The organism is Pseudomonas sp. TE3644 (genome assembly GCF_056278815.1).
The window spans coordinates 5402015-5420429 of sequence record NZ_JBWBQF010000001.1 but is presented as its reverse complement, the minus strand read 5'-3'; the positions used below and the strand labels follow the sequence as shown (position 1 = coordinate 5420429).

At 64.4% G+C, this 18415-nt stretch carries 15 protein-coding genes; 9 read left to right on the top strand and 6 right to left on the bottom strand.

What is annotated here, in order from left to right; genetic code table 11:
• The first annotated feature begins 9 nt into the window (after positions 1-9).
• From garD to ACZ9GA_RS23965, 3 genes are all read left to right on the top strand, one after another.
• Entirely contained in the window at positions 10-1563 is a 1554-nt protein-coding gene (gene garD, locus ACZ9GA_RS23975) for a galactarate dehydratase (RefSeq protein WP_027976792.1), read from the top strand.
• Positions 1564-1738: 175 nt separating this feature from the next.
• The gene (locus ACZ9GA_RS23970; RefSeq protein WP_457360331.1) at positions 1739-2680 is read left to right on the top strand and encodes an AEC family transporter; all 942 of its coding nucleotides are present in this window, start codon (positions 1739-1741) and stop codon (positions 2678-2680) included.
• Positions 2681-2737: 57 nt separating this feature from the next.
• The gene (locus ACZ9GA_RS23965; RefSeq protein ID WP_457360333.1) at positions 2738-4093 is read left to right on the top strand and encodes an amino acid permease; all 1356 of its coding nucleotides are present in this window, start codon (positions 2738-2740) and stop codon (positions 4091-4093) included.
• Here the strand turns inward: ACZ9GA_RS23965 and ACZ9GA_RS23960 are convergent.
• From ACZ9GA_RS23960 to gatC, 6 genes are all read right to left on the bottom strand, one after another.
• Positions 4090-4473, bottom strand: coding sequence for a carboxymuconolactone decarboxylase family protein (locus ACZ9GA_RS23960; RefSeq protein WP_457360335.1), 384 nt, complete (start codon positions 4471-4473; stop codon positions 4090-4092). The two genes, ACZ9GA_RS23965 and ACZ9GA_RS23960, sit on opposite strands and share 4 nt — an antisense overlap.
• 14 nt (positions 4474-4487) lie before the next feature.
• On the bottom strand, positions 4488-5540 hold the full coding sequence (locus tag ACZ9GA_RS23955) for a calcium/sodium antiporter (RefSeq protein ID WP_457363659.1): 1053 nt from the start codon (positions 5538-5540) through the stop codon (positions 4488-4490).
• A 56-nt stretch (positions 5541-5596) separates the two neighbouring features.
• Complete coding sequence (locus ACZ9GA_RS23950; RefSeq protein ID WP_457360337.1) at positions 5597-5968, bottom strand: septal ring lytic transglycosylase RlpA family protein; 372 nt, start codon at positions 5966-5968, stop codon at positions 5597-5599.
• 181 nt (positions 5969-6149) lie between these two features.
• Complete coding sequence (gene gatB / locus ACZ9GA_RS23945) at positions 6150-7595, bottom strand: Asp-tRNA(Asn)/Glu-tRNA(Gln) amidotransferase subunit GatB (protein ID WP_457360339.1); 1446 nt, start codon at positions 7593-7595, stop codon at positions 6150-6152.
• 12 nt (positions 7596-7607) lie between these two features.
• A complete protein-coding gene (gene gatA / locus ACZ9GA_RS23940; RefSeq protein ID WP_457360341.1) occupies positions 7608-9059 on the bottom strand; it encodes an Asp-tRNA(Asn)/Glu-tRNA(Gln) amidotransferase subunit GatA in 1452 nt (483 codons plus the stop codon).
• An 18-nt stretch (positions 9060-9077) separates the two neighbouring features.
• Complete coding sequence (gene gatC, locus ACZ9GA_RS23935) at positions 9078-9365, bottom strand: Asp-tRNA(Asn)/Glu-tRNA(Gln) amidotransferase subunit GatC (protein ID WP_027976800.1); 288 nt, start codon at positions 9363-9365, stop codon at positions 9078-9080.
• A gap of 222 nt (positions 9366-9587) precedes the next feature.
• On the opposite strand from gatC, the gene mreB reads away from it, so the two are divergent.
• The 6 genes from mreB (at position 9588) to ACZ9GA_RS23905 (ending at position 18415) form a co-directional block, all read left to right on the top strand.
• The gene (gene mreB, locus ACZ9GA_RS23930; RefSeq protein WP_008371426.1) at positions 9588-10625 is read left to right on the top strand and encodes a rod shape-determining protein MreB; all 1038 of its coding nucleotides are present in this window, start codon (positions 9588-9590) and stop codon (positions 10623-10625) included.
• 202 nt (positions 10626-10827) lie between these two features.
• A complete protein-coding gene (gene mreC / locus ACZ9GA_RS23925; protein WP_457363660.1) occupies positions 10828-11838 on the top strand; it encodes a rod shape-determining protein MreC in 1011 nt (336 codons plus the stop codon).
• A complete protein-coding gene (gene mreD, locus ACZ9GA_RS23920; protein WP_457360343.1) occupies positions 11838-12329 on the top strand; it encodes a rod shape-determining protein MreD in 492 nt (163 codons plus the stop codon). The genes mreC and mreD overlap by 1 nt, the downstream gene beginning before the upstream one ends.
• 52 nt (positions 12330-12381) lie before the next feature.
• Complete coding sequence (locus tag ACZ9GA_RS23915; RefSeq protein ID WP_457360345.1) at positions 12382-12987, top strand: Maf family protein; 606 nt, start codon at positions 12382-12384, stop codon at positions 12985-12987.
• Between the two features lie 90 nt (positions 12988-13077).
• On the top strand, positions 13078-14535 hold the full coding sequence (rng, locus tag ACZ9GA_RS23910; protein WP_457360347.1) for a ribonuclease G: 1458 nt from the start codon (positions 13078-13080) through the stop codon (positions 14533-14535).
• Positions 14536-14599: 64 nt separating this feature from the next.
• The gene (locus tag ACZ9GA_RS23905) at positions 14600-18415 is read left to right on the top strand and encodes a YhdP family protein (protein ID WP_457360349.1); all 3816 of its coding nucleotides are present in this window, start codon (positions 14600-14602) and stop codon (positions 18413-18415) included.

The following is an 18415-nucleotide window of genomic DNA, read 5'->3' as shown; positions in this document are numbered from 1 at the left end:
GCGCGTTCCATGCAGTTAATTGAGCACGCTGACTCGCCGCGGGTGATCCGCCTGCACGAGCGCGACAACGTTGTAGTCATCGTCAACGACCAGGGCGTGCCGGAAGGCACCGAGCTGCCGGGTGGCCTGATTACCCTTGAGCATGTGCCGCAAAGCCACAAGGTCAACCTGGTGGACATCGCCGAAGGTGGTGAAGTGATTCGCTACGGCCAGGTGATCGGCTATGCGCTCAAGCCCATCCCGCGCGGTACCTGGGTGCGCGAGGACCTGCTGCGCATGCCGACAGCGCCGGCGCTGGACAGCCTGCCAATGTCCGACAAGGTGCCCCAGGCTTTGCCGCCGCTGGAAGGCTTCACTTTCGAAGGCTACCGCAACGCCGACGGCACCGTGGGCACTCGCAACATCCTGGGCATCACCACCACCGTGCAGTGCGTGACCGGTGTACTGGACCATGCGGTGAAGCGCATCCGTGATGAGCTGTTGCCCAAGTACCCCCATGTGGATGACGTGGTTGCCATTACCCACAGCTACGGCTGCGGCGTGGCCATCACTGCCACCGACGCCTATATCCCGATCCGCACCGTGCGCAACTTGGCGCGCAACCCCAACCTGGGTGGCGAAGCACTGGTGATCAGCCTGGGCTGCGAGAAACTGCAGGCCGGGCAGGTGATGCACGAAAACGACAGTTCAGTGGACCTCAGCGAGCCATGGCTGTACCGCCTGCAGGATGCCAGCCACGGCTTCACGGAAATGATCGAGCAGATCATGGAACTGGCCGAAACGCGCCTGAAAAAACTCAACGAGCGCCGTCGCGAAACCGTGCCGGCCAGCGAGTTGATCCTGGGCATGCAGTGCGGTGGCAGCGACGCTTTCTCCGGTATCACCGCCAACCCGGCGCTGGGTTACGCCAGCGACCTGCTGCTGCGCGCCGGTGCCACGGTGATGTTCTCGGAAGTGACCGAGGTACGCGACGCCATCTACCTGCTGACCTCGCGCGCCGAAACCCCGGCCGTGGCCGATGCGCTGGTGCGCGAGATGGACTGGTACGACCGCTATCTGGCCAAGGGCGAAGCTGATCGCAGCGCCAATACCACCCCGGGCAACAAGAAGGGCGGGTTGTCGAACATTGTCGAGAAGTCGTTGGGTTCGATCGTCAAATCCGGCAACAGCGCCATCAATGCCGTGGTGGGGCCGGGCGAGCGGGTGCAGCGCAAGGGCCTGATCTTCTGTGCCACCCCGGCCAGTGACTTTGTCTGCGGCACCTTGCAGTTGGCGGCGGGGATGAACCTGCATGTGTTCACCACCGGTCGCGGTACGCCGTATGGCTTGGCCATGGCGCCGGTGGTCAAGGTGTCGACCCGTACCGAACTGGCCCAGCGCTGGCCGGACCTGATCGACGTCGACGCCGGCCGCATCGCCACCGGGCGGGCCAGCATCGAGGACCTGGGCTGGGAGCTGTTCCACTACTACCTGGACGTGGCCAGCGGCAAACAGCAAACCTGGGCGGAGAAGCACAAGCTGCATAACGACATCGTGCTGTTCAACCCTGCGCCCATTACCTGACCTGTAGCCGCTGCCGCCAGGCTGCGCTGGCCCCTAAGCACCCTGGAGATCTCCAGCGAAGCACAGGGCCAGCGCAGCCTTCGGCAGCGGCTACGCAGGTGGATAAAACCCTGCACCGCAGGCCCTGCAAGGCTTATCATTAGCCCCCTAAAACGGGCAATCAGGTTCCCTTGGCATGCTGGCCATTTTCATACAGACGCTGAACATCACCGCACCGGTGTTCGCCATGCTGTTTCTCGGTGTGTTCCTCAAACGCATCGACTGGATCAACGACAACTTCATTCATATCGCCTCGGCCCTGGTGTTCAACGTCTGCATGCCGGCGCTGCTGTTTTTGGGCATTTACCACGCCGACCTGCACGCGGCCATGAAGCCCGGGCTGCTGGTCTATTTCGTGGTGGTGACCTTCGCCAGTTTCGCCGCCGCTTGGGGCATGGCCCTGTGGCGCAGCCCGCCGGCAGACCGTGGCATCTATACCCAGGGCGCGTTCCGCGGCAACAACGGTGTGGTGGGCCTGGCGCTGGCGGCCAGCATGTACGGCGACTACGGCATCTCCCTGGGCGCAATCCTCGCCGGGCTGGTGATCCTGCTCTACAACAGCCTGTCCACCGTGGTGTTGGCCATCTACAGCCCCAACATCAAGTCCGACCCCTGGAGTATCTTCAAGAGCGTGCTGGCCAACCCGCTGATCATCAGCGTACTGGCGGCCGCGCCCATGAATTACCTGCAGATCGGCCTGCCCAACTGGCTGCTGGCCAGCGGTGATTACCTGGCGCAGATGACCCTGCCCCTGGCGCTGATCTGCATCGGTGGCACCCTGTCACTGGCAGCCCTGCGCGAAAGCGGCCAGCTGGCCCTGAGCGCCAGCCTGGTGAAAATGGTCTGGCTGCCGCTGTTCGGCACCTTGGGCGCCTGGTTGTGCGGTTTCCGCGGTGCCGAGCTGGGCATTCTGTTCCTGTACATCGGCAGCCCGACGGCGGCAGCCAGCTATGTCATGGCCCGCGCGGCCAACGGCAACCATCAATTGGCCGCGGCGATCATCGTGATTACGACCGTTGGTGCCGCGATTACCACCAATATCGGCATTTTCCTATTGCAGTGGGGCGGCTGGATCTAGATCCTGTGCGCCTTTGCGCATGCCCTCATGCAGTCATCCGAGCTCAAGGAAGCTTCAATGGACCAACAAACGACGCCCACGGGTTTGCACCGGGGCCTCAAGAACCGTCATATCCAGCTGATAGCGCTGGGTGGTGCCATCGGCACCGGGCTGTTCCTGGGCATTGCCCAGACCATCAACATGGCCGGGCCGTCGGTGATCCTCGGCTACGCCATCGCCGGCCTGATGGCGTTCTTCATCATGCGCCAGCTGGGCGAGATGGTGGTGGACGAGCCGGTGGCGGGCAGCTTCAGCCACTTCGCCAGCCGCTACTGGGGCGGCATGGCCGGCTTTGTGTCGGGCTGGAACTATTGGGTGGTGTACGTGCTGGTGGGCATGGCCGAACTGACGGCCGTGGGCATCTACGTGCAGTACTGGTGGCCGGGCGTGCCGACCTGGGTGTCGGCGGCGATTTTCTTCGTGCTGATCAACCTGATCAACCTCACCCAGGTGAAGGTGTTCGGCGAGATGGAGTTCTGGTTCTCGCTGGTCAAGGTGGCGGCCATCATCGGCATGATCGGCTTCGGTGCCTGGCTGCTGGCCAGCGGCAACGGCGGCCCTGACGCGGCGGTGGCTAACCTGTGGCAGCACGGCGGCTTCTTCCCCAACGGCATCGAAGGCCTGGCCATGGCCATGGCGGTGATCATGTTCTCCTTCGGCGGCCTGGAATTGGTAGGTATCACCGCCGCCGAGGCCGATGACCCGCAGCGCAGCATCCCGCGTGCCACCAACCAGGTGATCTACCGCATCCTGCTGTTCTACGTGGGTGCGTTGGCGATCCTGCTGTCGCTGTACCCGTGGCAGAAAGTGGTGACTGGCGGCAGCCCGTTCGTGCTGATCTTCCATGCCCTGGACAGCAACCTGGTCGCCACGCTGCTCAACGCCGTGGTGCTGACCGCCGCGCTGTCCGTCTACAACAGCTGTGTGTACAGCAACAGCCGCATGCTGTTCGGCCTGGCCACCCAGGGTGACGCGCCCAAGGCGCTGCTTAAGGTCAACAAGCGCGGCGTACCGCTGACAGCGCTGGGCGTGTCGGCCACCGCCACCGGCCTGTGCGTGCTGATCAACTACCTGATGCCGGGCCAGGCGTTCGGCTTGCTGATGGCGCTGGCCGTGGCAGCACTGGTGATCAACTGGGTGATCATCAGCATCACCCACCTGATGTTCCGCAAGGCCAAGCGCCAGGCTGGCGAAGCCACCTTGTTCAAAAGCTGGGGCTACCCGTTCACCAACTACCTGTGCCTGCTGTTCGTGGCCGGTATCGTGCTGGTGATGTGGCTGACCCCGGGCATTCGCATCTCGGTCATCCTGATGCCGGCCTGGGTGATTGCGCTGGCGCTTGCCTATGTGATCAAGCGCCGCGCCAGGGCTTAAGCCGGCTGATAGCTGTCGATGACTTCCTGCGCGGCACGGAAGGCATCGATGGCCGCCGGTACGCCGGCGTATACCGCGCAGTGCAGCAGCGCTTCGCGCATCTCCTCTACCGTACAACCGTTGTTCAAGGCGCCACGCACGTGGCCCTTGAGCTCTTGCGGGCACTTGAGCGCCGTCAGCGCGGCCAGGGTGATCAGGCTGCGGGTCTTCAGCTCAAGGCCCGGACGGTTCCACACGCTGCCCCAAGCGTGTTCATTGACGAAATCCTGCAGCGGTTGGCTGAACTCGGTGGCATTGCCCAGGGCGCGGTCGACGAAGGCGTCGCCCATGACCTGGCGGCGCATCTCGACGCCTGGCTTGCTGGTGTTGTTTTCGCTCATGGCCTTCTCCTTTCTTAATGTTGGCGGCGCCAGGCAACCACCGTGCTGACCAGCACGAACAGCCCCAGCACCGGCAGGACGTAAAACAGCATCAGGTGTTCAAGCCGCCCGGCCAGGGCCATGCCGGTGGTGAAGGTGATCACGTGCAGGCCGTAGGCAGCGAACAAGCCCAGCAGCACCAGGCCTTCGGCACGGGTGATGCGGTAGCCGGAATAGAACAGCGGCAGGCACAGCACCGACACACCGAGCATCACCGGCAGGTCGAAGTCCAGGGCGTTGGGGGAGACCGAAAGGGGCATGGGCGCGATGACGGCGGTGAAGCCCAGCACGCCCAGCAGGTTGAACAGGTTGCTGCCGATCACGTTGCCCACGGCAATCTCACGCTCGCCACGCAGGGCGGCGATCAGCGAGGTGGCCAGTTCCGGCAGCGAGGTGCACACGGCGACGATGGTCAGGCCGATGATGCGGTCGGAAAAGCCGTAGTCGGTGGCCAGTTCCACCGCCGCCCCCAATATCAGGTGCCCACCCCACACCAGCAGGCCCAGCCCGGCCAGGGTCATGAGCACGCTGCTGAGCCAGGGCGCCGGGCCATGACGCTCCACGGCGTGGGTATGCACTCGCGGGCGGTGATAGCGGCGTGACTGGCGCAACAGCAGGGCGAAATACCCGCCAAGGGCCAGCAGCAGCACCACGCCTTCCAGACGGCCGAGGGTCTGGTTCAGGGCCAGGGCGAACACCAGGGCGCTGGCGCTGATCATCAGCGGGATGTCCAGGCGCACCAGTTGGCGCGACACCCGCAAGGGGATGATCAGCGCGCACAGGCCCAGGGTCACCAGCACGTTGAAAATGTTGCTGCCGAACACGCTGCCCACGGCAATGTCCGGGGCATGGGTGAAGGCCGCTTGCAGGCTGACCGCCATCTGCGGCGCGCTGCTGCCCAGGGCCACCACGCTGAGGCCGATGATCAGCGGCCGCACCTTGAAGCTGGCCGCCAGGCGCACGGCGGCGCGCACCATCAGCTCGGCACCGAGGATAAGCAGCACCAGGCCGCCGGCCAGTTGCAGCAGGCTGAAGACGGTAAAAGTGTCCAGGTCGAAAATGGTTGAAGCTCCGGTGTGAGGGCTCAGTCGCTCAGACTTTGTACCCGTACGCGCGCCGATCCGCTACCGATCATGCCCAATTGTTCGGCGGCGCCCTTGGAAAGGTCGATCAGCCGGCCACGGGTATGCGGGCCGCGGTCGTTGATGCGCACTTGCACCTTGCGGTTGTTGGCAAGGTTAGTCACCAGCACGCGGGTGCCGAAGGGCAATTGGCGGTGGGCGGCGGTCATGGCGTTGAGGTCGAAACGCTCGCCGCTGGCGGTGCGCTTGCCTTGGTGTCTGGCGCCGTAGAAGCTGGCGGTGCCCGTTTCATCGTAGCCGCGGGGGTCGATGTCGTGGGTGGCGCAGCCAGCGAGGAAGGTGAGTAGCAGGAGGGGGATGAGCAGGCGCAGCATGCAGCGTTCTCCAGCAGGACAGTGGGCGCGCCGACGCTGAAACCCTGTGTGGGAGCGGGCTCTGCCCGCGAAAAGGACGCCGCGATGTTTCAGGCAATACGCGGCGCCTGTTTCGCGGGCAGAGCCCGCTCCCACAAGAGATCTGCACTGCCCCGTGAATGGGCAGTGCAAGCTTGGCAGATCAGCCTTCGAGTTTGCTTTTCAGCAATTCGTTCACCTGTTGCGGGTTGGCCTTGCCTTTGGAGGCTTTCATGGCCTGGCCCACGAAGAAGCCGAACATCTTGCCGCGCTTGGCTTCGTCGGCGGCGCGGTACTGTTCGACCTGCTCGGCGTTGGCGGCCAGCATTTCGTCCAGCACCTTCTCGATGGCGCCGCTGTCGGTAACCTGTTTCAGGCCGCGCGCTTCGATGATCTGGTCGGCATTGCCTTCGCCGTTGGCCATGGCTTCAAAGACCATCTTGGCGATCTTGCCGCTGATGGTGTTGTCCTTGATGCGCACCAGCATGCCGCCCAGTTGCTCGGCGCTGACCGGCGACTGTTCGATTTCCACGCCCAGCTTGTTCAGCAGGCTGCCCAGCTCGACCATGGTCCAGTTGGCGGCCAGCTTGGCGTCGCCGCTGATGCCCACCACCTGCTCGAAGAAGTCGGCTTGTTCGCGGCTGGAGGCCAGCACGCTGGCGTCGTAGGCCGACAGGCCGTACTGGCTCTGGAAGCGCTCGCGCTTGGCCGGTGGCAGCTCGGGCAGGGTGGCGCGCACGGTGTCCAGGAACGCTTGTTCGATGACCACCGGCAGCAGGTCCGGGTCGGGGAAGTAACGGTAGTCGTTGGCTTCCTCCTTGCTGCGCATGGCGCGGGTCTCGTCCTTGTTCGGGTCGTACAGGCGCGTTTGCTGAACCACCTTGCCGCCGTCCTCGATCAATTCGATCTGACGGGCGATCTCGCTGTTGATGGCCTTTTCGATGAAGCGGAACGAGTTGACGTTCTTGATCTCGCAGCGGGTGCCGAACTCGACCTGGCCCTTGGGGCGAACCGAGACGTTGCAGTCGCAACGCAGCGAGCCTTCGGCCATGTTGCCGTCGCAGATGCCCAGGTAGCGCACCAGCGCGTGCATGGCCTTGACGTAGGCCACGGCTTCCTTGGCGCTGCGCATGTCAGGCTCGGAAACGATTTCCAGCAGCGGCGTGCCGGCACGGTTCAGGTCAACGCCGGTCAGGCCGTTGAAGTCTTCGTGCAGGCTTTTGCCGGCGTCTTCTTCCAGGTGCGCGCGGGTGACGCCGATGCGCTTGACGGTGCCGTCTTCCAGGGTGATGTCCAGGTGGCCCTTGCCGACGATCGGCAGCTCCATCTGGCTGATCTGGTAACCCTTGGGCAGGTCAGGGTAGAAGTAGTTCTTGCGGGCGAACACGTTGTGCTGGCCGATCTCGGCGTCGATGGCCAGGCCGAACTTGACCGCCATTTGCACCGCTTGCTGGTTCAGCACCGGCAGCACGCCGGGCATGCCCAGGTCTACCAGGCTGGCCTGGGTGTTGGGCTCGGAGCCGAACGTGGTGGAACTGCCGGAGAAAATCTTCGACTGGGTGGTGAGCTGGGTATGAATCTCCAGCCCGATGACGACTTCCCATTGCATACAAGTTTCTCCTTAGAAGCCTTCGGGCGAGCGGGTGTGCCAGTCAGTTGCCTGCTGGTACTGGTGCGCGACGTTGAGCAGGCGAGCTTCCTGGAAGTACGGCGCCACCAGTTGCACGCCCACCGGCAAGCCGTCGACGAAGCCGGCGGGCATGGACAGCCCCGGCAGGCCAGCGAGGTTGGCGGTGATGGTGTACACGTCTTCCAGGTACTCGGCGACCGGGTCGGCGTTCTTGTCGCCGATTTTCCAGGCCGGGTTCGGCGTGGTCGGGCCCAGGATGACGTCGACGTCGTGGAACGCGGCCATGAAGTCGTTCTTGATCAGGCGGCGGATTTTCTGCGCCTGCAGGTAGTAGGCGTCGTAGTAGCCGGCCGACAGCGCGTAGGCGCCGACCATGATGCGACGCTGCACTTCAATGCCGAAACCTTCGCCGCGCGAGCGCTTGTACAGGTCGGTGAGGTCGGCCGGGTTCTCGCAGCGGTAGCCGAAACGCACGCCGTCGAAACGCGACAGGTTGGACGAGGCTTCGGCCGGGGCGATCACGTAGTACGCAGGGATGGCGTGCTGCATGTTCGGCAGGCTGATTTCCTTGACCGTGGCGCCCAGTTTCTCCAGTTCTTTGATGCTGTGCTGGATCAGGTCGGCGATGCGCGGGTCCAGGCCGGCACCGAAGTATTCCTTCGGCACGCCGATGCGCAGGCCTTGCAGCGAACCGTTCAGGCCGGCGCTGTAGTCAGGCACTGGCTCGTCGATGCTGGTGGAGTCCTGCGGGTCGAAACCGGCCATGCCTTGCAGCAGCAGGGCGCAGTCTTCGGCGGTGCGGGCGAAGGTGCCGGCCTGATCAAGGCTGGACGCGTAGGCGATCATGCCCCAGCGCGACACACGACCGTACGTCGGTTTCAGGCCTGTCAGGTTGGTAAAAGCTGCCGGTTGTCGGATCGAGCCACCGGTGTCGGTACCTGTCGCAACTGGCAGCAGGCGAGCTGCCACTGCAGCGGCCGAACCGCCCGACGAACCACCCGGTACGTGGGCCAGGTTCCACGGGTTTTTGACCGCGCCGTAGAAGCTGTTTTCGTTGCCCGAGCCCATGGCGAATTCGTCCATGTTGGTCTTGCCCAGGCTGACCGCACCGGCCTTGGCCAGGCGCGACACCACGGTGGCGTCGTAGGGGGCGGTGAAGTTGTCGAGCATCCTGGAGGCGCAGCTGGTGCGCACGCCCTGGGTGCAGAACAGGTCTTTGTGGGCCAGCGGCGCGCCCAGCAGGGCACCGGTTTCACCGGCGGCGCGACGGGCGTCGGCGGCCTGGGCCTGGGCAATGGCCAGCTCCGGGGTGACGGTGATGAAGCTGTTGAGCTGCGGGTCCAGCTGGGCGATACGCGCCAGCAGGGTGCGGGTCAGCTCTTCAGCGGAAAACTTCTTGTCGGCGAGACCACGGGCGATCTCGGCCAGAGTCATTTGATGCATGGCAGGCTCTTTTCCCTTTTAGTCGATGACTTTCGGAACCAGGTACAGGCCGTTCTCGACCGCAGGCGCGATGGCCTGGTAGGCCTCGCGATGGTTGCTTTCGGTGACCTGGTCGGCGCGCAGGCGCTGACTGGCTTCCAGGGGGTGGGCCAGGGGCTCGATGCCGCTGGTGTCGACCGCCTGCATCTGGTCGACCAGACCCAGGATACTGTTGAGTGCATCGGTGGTGTGCGAAAGATCTGCCTCAGTCAGGCCCAGACGGGCCAGGTGAGCGATTTTTTCCACGTCGCAGCGTTCAAGCGCCATGGGTATCTCCAGTGGAAAACAGCACGGAAGCGGATCAACTGCCGGTCCGTGTGTTAGATTGTCGGAACAGAACGCCAATTCTACGGTCATATGGCCGCGATTGAGTGAGGGCCTGCTCGGAAAAACAGCCAATTTAACATATTGGCGCCTTGCCCAAAATCCCCGCCGTTGTTAGAGTTTGCCGCACTTTTTTACCCACGCGTTGCCTAGGGTCACTTTCCCATGTTCAAGAAACTGCGTGGCATGTTTTCCAGCGATCTTTCCATCGACCTGGGCACTGCCAACACCCTTATTTACGTGCGTGAGCGCGGTATCGTCCTGAATGAGCCATCGGTCGTGGCCATCCGGACCCACGGAAATCAGAAAAGTGTTGTTGCCGTCGGTACCGAGGCAAAGCGCATGCTGGGCCGTACACCGGGCAACATCGCAGCCATTCGTCCGATGAAGGACGGCGTGATCGCCGACTTCAGCGTGTGCGAAAAGATGCTCCAGTACTTCATCAACAAGGTTCACGAGAACAGCTTCCTGCAGCCAAGCCCGCGCGTGCTGATCTGTGTGCCTTGCAAATCCACCCAGGTGGAACGTCGTGCCATTCGTGAATCGGCGCTGGGCGCCGGTGCCCGTGAAGTGTTCCTGATTGAAGAACCAATGGCCGCTGCCATCGGTGCCGGCCTGCCGGTAGAGGAAGCGCGCGGTTCGATGGTGGTCGACATCGGTGGTGGTACCACCGAAATCGCCCTGATCTCCCTGAACGGCGTAGTGTATGCCGAGTCCGTGCGTGTGGGCGGCGACCGTTTCGACGAAGCGATCGTGACCTACGTGCGCCGCAACTACGGCAGCCTGATCGGCGAGTCCACCGCCGAGCGCATCAAGCAGGAAATCGGTACTGCCTACCCAGGCGGCGAGGTACGTGAAGTCGACGTGCGCGGTCGTAACCTGGCCGAAGGCGTGCCACGTGCCTTCACCCTGAACTCCAACGAAGTGCTGGAGGCTCTGCAGGAGTCGCTGGCGACCATCGTTCAGGCCGTGAAAAGCGCCCTGGAGCAGTCGCCGCCGGAGCTGGCTTCCGACATCGCCGAGCGCGGCCTGGTGCTGACCGGTGGTGGCGCACTGCTGCGTGACCTGGACAAACTGCTGGCTCAGGAAACCGGCCTGCCGGTGATCGTCGCCGAAGACCCGCTGACCTGCGTGGCTCGCGGTGGTGGTCGTGCCCTGGAAATGATGGACAAGCACACCATGGACCTGCTCTCCAGCGAATAACGTCGCTGGCGGCAACCACGGGGCCCGGTCTACAGTTTGCGCTGTCGACCTTGGGCCTGCGCCTGTCGTTGGCGCATTTTCTGTCAATCTGCATCCGGGCCGGTTTGAAGCCGTATGAATGAGCCAATGAACATCAGCCTGGGAGGAGCGGCTTATTAAACCGCTTTTCTCCAAGGGCCCCTCGCTGGGCGTGCGCCTGTTGGTGCTGGTCGTGCTGTCCATCACCCTGATGGTGGTCGATGCGCGCTTCACGCTGCTGCAGCCGGTGCGCAGCCAGATGTCGCTGGTGCTGATGCGCGCCTACTGGGTCACGGACCTGCCTCAGCGTCTGTACCAGGGCGTGTCCAGCCAGTTCGGCAGCCGTACCGAGCTTGTCGCCGAAAACGAAAAACTCAAGACCGAAGCCTTGCTGCTGCAAGGTCGCCTGCAGAAGCTGGCGGCCCTGACCGAGCAGAACGTGCGCCTGCGCGAGTTGCTCAACTCCTCGGCGCTGGTCAACGAGAAAGTCGAAGTGGCCGAGCTGATCGGCATGGACCCCAACCCCTTCACCCAGCGCATCCTGATCAACAAGGGTGAGCGCGACGGCGTGTTCCTGGGCCAGCCGGTGCTCGACGCCCGGGGCCTGATGGGCCAGGTGGTGGAGTTGATGCCGTACACCTCGCGTGTGCTGCTGCTCACCGATTCCACCCACAGCATCCCGGTGCAGGTGAACCGTAACGGTTTGCGTGCCATTGCCAGCGGTACCGGCAACCCGGAACGCCTGGAATTGCGGCACGTAGCCGACACCGCCGACATCAAGGAAGGTGATTTGCTGGTCAGCTCCGGCCTGGGGCAGCGCTTCCCGGCCGGCTACCCGGTGGCCACGGTGAAGGAGGTGATTCATGACTCCGGCCAGCCGTTCGCCATTGTCCGGGCCGTGCCTACCGCTGCCCTGAACCGTAGCCGCTACCTGTTGCTGGTGTTCTCCGACAGCCGCTCGCCCGAGCAGCGCGCCACCGAGGCCGCCCAGGCCCAGGAAGCCGCCGACCAGAAAGGCCAGGCAACGGCCACCGGTACACCGGCTGCGCCCGCTGCGACCACGCCAGCCCCGGCGCCGGCCGCTGCGCCTGCGCCCGCTGCCGAGCATCCGGCCGCTGCCGCCAAGCCCGCCGCCGCGCCTGTTGCGGCTCCGGCCAAGCCGGCCGCCCATGGCACCTCTCGGGAGAGACACTGATGGTCAACAGCACCCGCCCGCGCAACGGTTGGTTCGTGTGGTTCACCTTCGTCATCGGCCTGCTGCTGAGCGTTTCGCCCCTGCCGCAGTTCATGGAAATCCTGCGCCCGCTGTGGTTGGCCCTGTTGCTGACGTTCTGGACCCTGGCCCTGCCGCACAAGGTGGGCATGACCACGGCGTTCCTGCTGGGCCTGGCCGAGGACGTGCTGTACGGCACCTACCTGGGCCAGAACGCCCTGATTCTCAGCCTGATCAGCTTCCTGGTGCTATCCCTGGCCCAGCGCATGCGCACCTTCCATGTGTGGCAGCAGTGCCTGGTGATTCTGGTGGTGTTCGGCCTGGGCCAGTTGGCGCAGCTGTGGCTCAGCGCCCTGACCGGTAACCGCCAGCCTACTTTGGCCTTGCTGCTGCCAGCAGTGATGAGTGCCTTGCTGTGGCCGTGGGTCAGCTTTGCCCTGCGAGGCCTGCGTCGCCGCCTGGGCATCAACTGAGCGTGACGCGGGCTTGTGCCCGGTATCCGAATTTCGACAGGGAGACGTCTGCATGAACTCGCTTTACCTGGCCTCCGGCTCCCCCCGACGTCGCGAACTGCTGACCCAGATCGGCGTTCCTTTCGCGCCCCTGAGCGCTTCCATCGACGAAACCCCACTGCCTGGCGAAGCGCCGCTGGCCTATGTCGAGCGCCTGGCGCGTGGCAAGGCCCAGGCGGGGCTGGCGCAATTGCGCGCCAACGGCACGGCCGCCGGTGCCGTGGTGCTGGGCGCCGACACCGCGGTGGTGCTGGATGGCCGCATCCTCGGCAAGCCGCTGGATCAAGCCGATGCCCTGGCCATGCTGGCCGCCCTGTCGGGGCGCGAGCATCAGGTGCTGACGGCCGTGGCCCTGGCCGACGAGCAGCGCTGCGAGGTACGCAGCGTCACCAGTCACGTGCGTTTTCGCCCCATCAGTGCCCAGCAGGCCCAGGCCTACTGGGCCAGTGGCGAGCCCTGCGACAAGGCCGGCAGTTACGCCATCCAAGGCCTTGCGGCGATCTTCGTCGAAAGCCTGTCCGGCAGTTATTCTGCGGTAGTGGGCCTGCCGCTGTGCGAAACCGCAGACCTGCTGGGCCATTTCGGCATACCCTGTTGGCAAGGCCAACAGGCACACTGAGCCTCTGACGCCAGCGTGCGAGAATGGAAACGTCGACAAGCGCGGCGTAATCCATCATTTTCGGTGACTACCTTTTGACGAGACCCTGCCATGAGTGAAGAGATTCTGATCAACATCACGCCGATGGAATCGCGCGTGGCGGTGGTAGAGAACGGTGTTCTGCAGGAAGTCCATGTCGAGCGCACCCAGCGCCGCGGCATCGTCGGCAATATCTACAAGGGCAAGGTGGTGCGGGTGCTGCCGGGCATGCAGGCGGCGTTCGTCGACATCGGCCTGGAACGGGCCGCCTTCATCCACGCTTCGGAAATTTCCCTGCGCGAAGGCTCGGCAGTGGAAACCATCAGCGCCCTGGTGCATGAAGGCCAGAGCCTGGTAGTGCAGGTGACCAAGGACCCCATTGGCTCCAAGGGCGCGCGCCTGACCACGCAACTGTCGATCCCGTCTCGCTACCTGGTGTACATGCCGCGCACCAGCCATGTCGGCATTTCCCTGAAGATCGAAGACGAAGGCGAGCGCGATCGGCTGAAAAAAGTGGTCAGCGACTGCGTGGCCCAGGAAGGCATCAAGGAAACCGGCGGCTTCATCCTGCGTACGGCGGCCGAGGGCGCCGGCGCCGATGAGATCCTGATGGACATCCGCTACCTGCGCCGTCTGTGGGATCAGATCGGCCTGCAGATCAAGACCGTGGGTGCGCCCACCGAAATCTACGAAGACCTGGGCCTGGCCCTGCGCACCCTGCGCGACCTGGTCAGCCCCAAGATCGAGAAAATCCGCATCGATTCCCGGGAAACCTTCCAGAAAACCACGCAGTTCGTGGCCGAGTTGATGCCCGAGATCGCCGACCGCCTGGAACACTACCCCGGCGAACGGCCGATTTTCGACCTGTACGGCGTGGAAGACGAGATCCAGCGCGCGCTGGACCGCAAGGTGCCGCTCAAGTCCGGGGGCTACCTGGTGGTGGACCCGGCCGAGGCCATGACCACCATCGACGTCAACACCGGCGCGTTCGTGGGCCATCGCAACCTGGAAGAAACTATCTTCAAGACCAACCTGGAAGCGGCCACGGCCATTGCCCGGCAACTGCGCCTGCGCAACATTGGCGGCATCATCATCATCGACTTCATCGACATGGAAGACGAAGAGCACCAGCGCCAGGTACTCCGTACCCTGGAAAAACAGCTGGAACGTGATCACGCCAAGACCAACATCATCGGCATCACCGAGCTGGGCCTGGTGCAGATGACCCGCAAGCGCACCCGCGAAAGCCTCGAACAGGTGCTGTGCGAGCCCTGCATCAGCTGTCAGGGGCGCGGCAAGCTGAAAACCCCGGAGACGATCTGTTACGAGATTTTCCGCGAAATCCTCCGGGAAGCGCGTGCCTATCAGGCCGAAGGGTATAGAGTGCTGGCCAACCAGAAGGTGGTGGACCGCCTGCTGGATGAAGAATCCGGCAATGTGGCGGAACTGGAGGCTTTTATCGGGCGAACGATTCGCTTTCAGGTAGAGTCCATGTATTCCCAGGAACAATATGACGTGGTGCTGCTCTGATTTCGTTCACCCCCCTGTGGCCACGCGCCACTGATTGCACCACCTGTTCCCGGACGCCTTGCCCATGCAGCGTCTGACCCGTGTGCTGGGCGCACTGACCCGCTGGGGGTTGGGGTTGTGTGCGCTGCTGTCCGTGCTGGTCGCTGTGTATGTGAGTCTGGGGCGCGAGTTGGTGCCGCTGGTCGATCAATACCGCTACGACGTGCAGGACAAGGCCACCCAAGCCTTGGGCGAATCGGTGTCCATCGGCAGCCTGGATGGGCGTTGGAGCGGCCTGGCGCCGATCCTGCTGGCCCGTGACGTGACGGTGGGCGAGGGCGACAGCGCCCTGCGCCTGGACCAGGTGCGCGTGGTGCCCGACCTGTGGGCCAGCCTGCGCACGCGTTCGGTGCGCATCGCCCACCTGGAAGTCAGTGGCTTGCAGCTGACCGCCGAGCAGGCCGAGGACGGCCAGTGGTCGCTCAAGGGTATCCCCATGCCCCACAGCGACGGGCCCATGGACCCGGGGCAGATACTGTCGCGCATGCAACAGGTCAGCAAAGTCTCGGTGCTCGACAGCCAGCTGACCCTGGTGCCCTACGACCGGGCGCCCATGACCCTGACCTACGTGGGCGCCAGCCTGACCAACGGCTTCAGCCGCCAGCGCCTGGACCTGCGCCTGACCCTGCCCGATGGCCAGCCCCTGGCGCTGAACCTGCGCACGCGCATCGACGCCGCCCACTGGCAGGACGCCGAGGGCCAGGCCTACCTGAGCCTGCCGCAAAGCGACTGGTCACGTTGGCTGCCGCCGCAATTGACCCAGCAGTGGAAGCTCAACGTACTCAAGGCCGGTGGCGAGGTGTGGGCCCAATGGGGCAAGGGCACGCTGCAAAGTGCCACCGTGCGTCTCAATGCCCCGGCGTTCAAGGGCGCCTACGCGGACCGCAAGCCGATCAGCATCGACAACCTGGCCCTCAATGGCTGGTTCCAGCGCACGGGCGCAGGCTACGACGTGACGCTGGACTCCCTGGCCATGAGCCTGGGCAAGACCCGCTGGGAGTCGCACCTGCAACTGCGTCAGTCCGATGCCACCGATTCCACCCTGCAAACCTATCACCTGCAGGCTGACCGCCTGGACCTGACCCCGGTGACCCCGGTGCTCGACGCCCTGGTGCCGATCCCGGACAAGGTCGCCGCGGTGGTCGATGCGCTGAAGGTCACCGGCGGCCTGCGCAACGTGCTGCTGGACTATCGCCCCCAGGCCACGGGCGACGAGCGCCTGAGCTTTGCCGCCAACCTCGACAATGTCGGCTTCCAGGCCACCCATGGTGCGCCAGCGGCCGGTGGCGTGAGTGGCGCCATCAACGGCAACCTGGGCCAGGGCGAGCTGCGCCTGGCCACCGACAAGTTCATGCTGCACCTGTACCCGATCTTCGCCAACCCGTGGGACTACCACCAGGCCAACGCGCGCCTGACCTGGAAGCTCAACCCGGATGGCTTCACCCTGATCGCCCCCTACCTGAAGGTGAAAGGCGATGAGGGGGACATCGCCGGCGACTTCCTGATCCGCCTGCCGTTCCACGAAAACGTCGAGCCCTACATGGACCTGCGCGTGGGCCTGACCCACGGCGATGGCAGCTACACCGCCAAATACCTGCCCCAGGTGCTGAGCCCGGCCGTGGACCACTGGCTGCGCACGGCTATCCTGGCCGGTGCCGTGGACCAGGGCTATTTCCAGTACCAGGGCTCGCTCAGCCATGCCGCCCCCGACCACTCACGCAGCATCACCCTGTACTTCAAGGTGCACGACACCCGCCTGGCGTTCCAGCCGGGCTGGCCGGAGTTGTCGCAGGTGGCGGGCGACGTCTTCATCCAGGACGGCGACGTGCGTATCGAGGCCAGCAAGGGCCAGTTGCTCGGTACCCAGGTCAGCAACGTTGTGGTCACCGTTCCCCACGTGCCGGCCGACCAGCATTCACACTTGTATGTGAAGGGCGATTTCGACGGCTCCCTGGGGGATGGCATCAAGATCCTGCAGGACGCCCCCATCGGCACCGGGCCGATCTTCGCCGGGTGGCAGGGCACCGGTCCGCTGGACGGCAAGCTCAATCTCGACATCCCGCTGGTCAAGGGCGAGGAGCCCAAGGTGGTGGTCGACTTCAACACCGAAGGCGCAGCCCTGAAAATCGCGGAGCCGGCGCTGGACCTGAGTCAGCTCAAAGGCAACTTCCGTTTCGACTACGACAAGGGGCTGAGTGGGCAGAACATTGCGGTGCAGGCATTCGATCGCCCGGTCAGCGCGCAGATCTTCGCCGAGGGCAAGCCTGGCAGCCCGCTGACCCGGATCACCGCCAAGGGCAGCATCGCCCTCAAGCGCCTGACCGACTGGCTGCAAGTGAACAGCAATCTGCCCGCCTCGGGCGACTTGCCGTATCAGCTGCAAGTCAGCCTGGGCGGCACCAATCAGCTGAACATCAAGAGTGACCTCAAGGGCCTGGCCATCGATCTGCCGGCCCCCTTTGGCAAGGCCGCTGGCGACGCCCGCGACACCCAGTTCCAGATGAACCTCAAAGGCGCCGACCGTCGCATCGATGTCAGCTATGCCGACCTGGCCACCCTCAGCTACCTGGCCCCCGGTGGCAAGCTGGCGGACGGGCGTGGCGAACTGCTGCTGGGCGCCGGCACACCGCAGCTGCCCGGCGAGAAGGGCCTGCGTGTGCGCGGGAGCCTCGATACCCTCGACGTCACGCCGTGGAAAGCGCAGGTGGACCGCTACGCCGGTGACGATCCGGGCGGCAGCGCCCGCCAGGCGCTGAACAGCATCGACCTGAAGGTGGGCAAGATCACCGGCTTCGGTTTCGACCTGGATCAGGCGCGGGTATTGCTCAACCGCAGCTCCAGTGCCTGGAACCTGTCGGTGGCCAGCAAGCAGCTTACCGGCACCGCCAGCCTGCCGGACACCAAGGGCGTGCCGATTCTGGTCGACATGCAGACCGTGCGCCTGCCTGCACCTGATCCCAAGGCCGTGACCGACGAAAACGCGCCCGACCCGCTGGCCTCGGTGGACCCGCGCAAGATCCCCGCCGTGGACGTGAAAATCATCAAGCTGTACCAGGGTGACGACTTGATGGGCGGTTGGTCGCTGAAGATCCGGCCAAATGGCAAGGGCATCGCCCTCAATGACCTGGACCTGGGCCTCAAGGGCATCAGCCTGGTGGGCGACGCCAGTTGGGAAGGGGCGCCCGGTGCGTCGGCCAGCTGGCTGAAGGGCAATCTCAAGGGCAAGAACCTGGCCGATGTCCTCAAGGCCTGGGGCTACGCGCCCAGCACCACCAGCCAGGACTTCCAGCTGAACGTGGACGGCAGTTGGCCGGGCTCGCCGGCGTGGGCGGCGCTCAAGCGCTTCTCCGGCAGCCTGGATGCCACCCTCAACCACGGCCAGTTCGTCGAAGTGGACGGCAGCGCCCAGGCGCTGCGGGTGTTCGGCCTGCTGAACTTCAACTCCATCGGCCGCCGCCTGCGTCTGGACTTCTCGGACCTGGTGGGCAAGGGCTTGAGCTATGACAAGGTCAAGGGCCTGCTGGTAGCCAGCAACGGCGTGTTCGTGACCCGCGAGCCGATCACCATGACCGGCCCGTCCACCAATCTGGAACTCAATGGCACCCTGGACATGAACCAGGACCGGGTCGACGCCAAGCTGCTGGTGACCTTGCCGCTGACCACCAACCTGCCGATCGCCGCGTTGCTGGTAGGCGCGCCGGCCGTGGGCGGCGCGCTGTTCCTGGTGGACAAGCTGCTGGGTGACCGCGTGGCCCGCTTCGCCAGCGTGCAATACAAGGTCGAAGGGCCGTGGAAAGAGCCTAAGATTACCTTCGACAAGCCTTTTCAGAAGTCCAACTGA

What these genes read in the sequence shown, in the direction of transcription:
- ACZ9GA_RS23905 (WP_457360349.1), top strand. Translation starts at nt 14,600, where the DNA reads ATGCAGCGTCTGACCCGTGTGCTGGGCGCACTGACCCGCTGGGGGTTG.
- ACZ9GA_RS23960 (WP_457360335.1), bottom strand. Translation starts at nt 4,473, where the DNA reads ATGAGCGAAAACAACACCAGCAAGCCAGGCGTCGAGATGCGCCGCCAG.
- gatA (WP_457360341.1), bottom strand. Translation starts at nt 9,059, where the DNA reads ATGCATCAAATGACTCTGGCCGAGATCGCCCGTGGTCTCGCCGACAAG.
- ACZ9GA_RS23915 (WP_457360345.1), top strand. Translation starts at nt 12,382, where the DNA reads ATGAACTCGCTTTACCTGGCCTCCGGCTCCCCCCGACGTCGCGAACTG.
- ACZ9GA_RS23970 (WP_457360331.1), top strand. Translation starts at nt 1,739, where the DNA reads ATGCTGGCCATTTTCATACAGACGCTGAACATCACCGCACCGGTGTTC.
- garD (WP_027976792.1), top strand. Translation starts at nt 10, where the DNA reads ATGCAGTTAATTGAGCACGCTGACTCGCCGCGGGTGATCCGCCTGCAC.
- rng (WP_457360347.1), top strand. Translation starts at nt 13,078, where the DNA reads ATGAGTGAAGAGATTCTGATCAACATCACGCCGATGGAATCGCGCGTG.
- mreD (WP_457360343.1), top strand. Translation starts at nt 11,838, where the DNA reads ATGGTCAACAGCACCCGCCCGCGCAACGGTTGGTTCGTGTGGTTCACC.
- ACZ9GA_RS23965 (WP_457360333.1), top strand. Translation starts at nt 2,738, where the DNA reads ATGGACCAACAAACGACGCCCACGGGTTTGCACCGGGGCCTCAAGAAC.
- ACZ9GA_RS23950 (WP_457360337.1), bottom strand. Translation starts at nt 5,968, where the DNA reads ATGCTGCGCCTGCTCATCCCCCTCCTGCTACTCACCTTCCTCGCTGGC.
- gatB (WP_457360339.1), bottom strand. Translation starts at nt 7,595, where the DNA reads ATGCAATGGGAAGTCGTCATCGGGCTGGAGATTCATACCCAGCTCACC.
- mreB (WP_008371426.1), top strand. Translation starts at nt 9,588, where the DNA reads ATGTTCAAGAAACTGCGTGGCATGTTTTCCAGCGATCTTTCCATCGAC.
- gatC (WP_027976800.1), bottom strand. Translation starts at nt 9,365, where the DNA reads ATGGCGCTTGAACGCTGCGACGTGGAAAAAATCGCTCACCTGGCCCGT.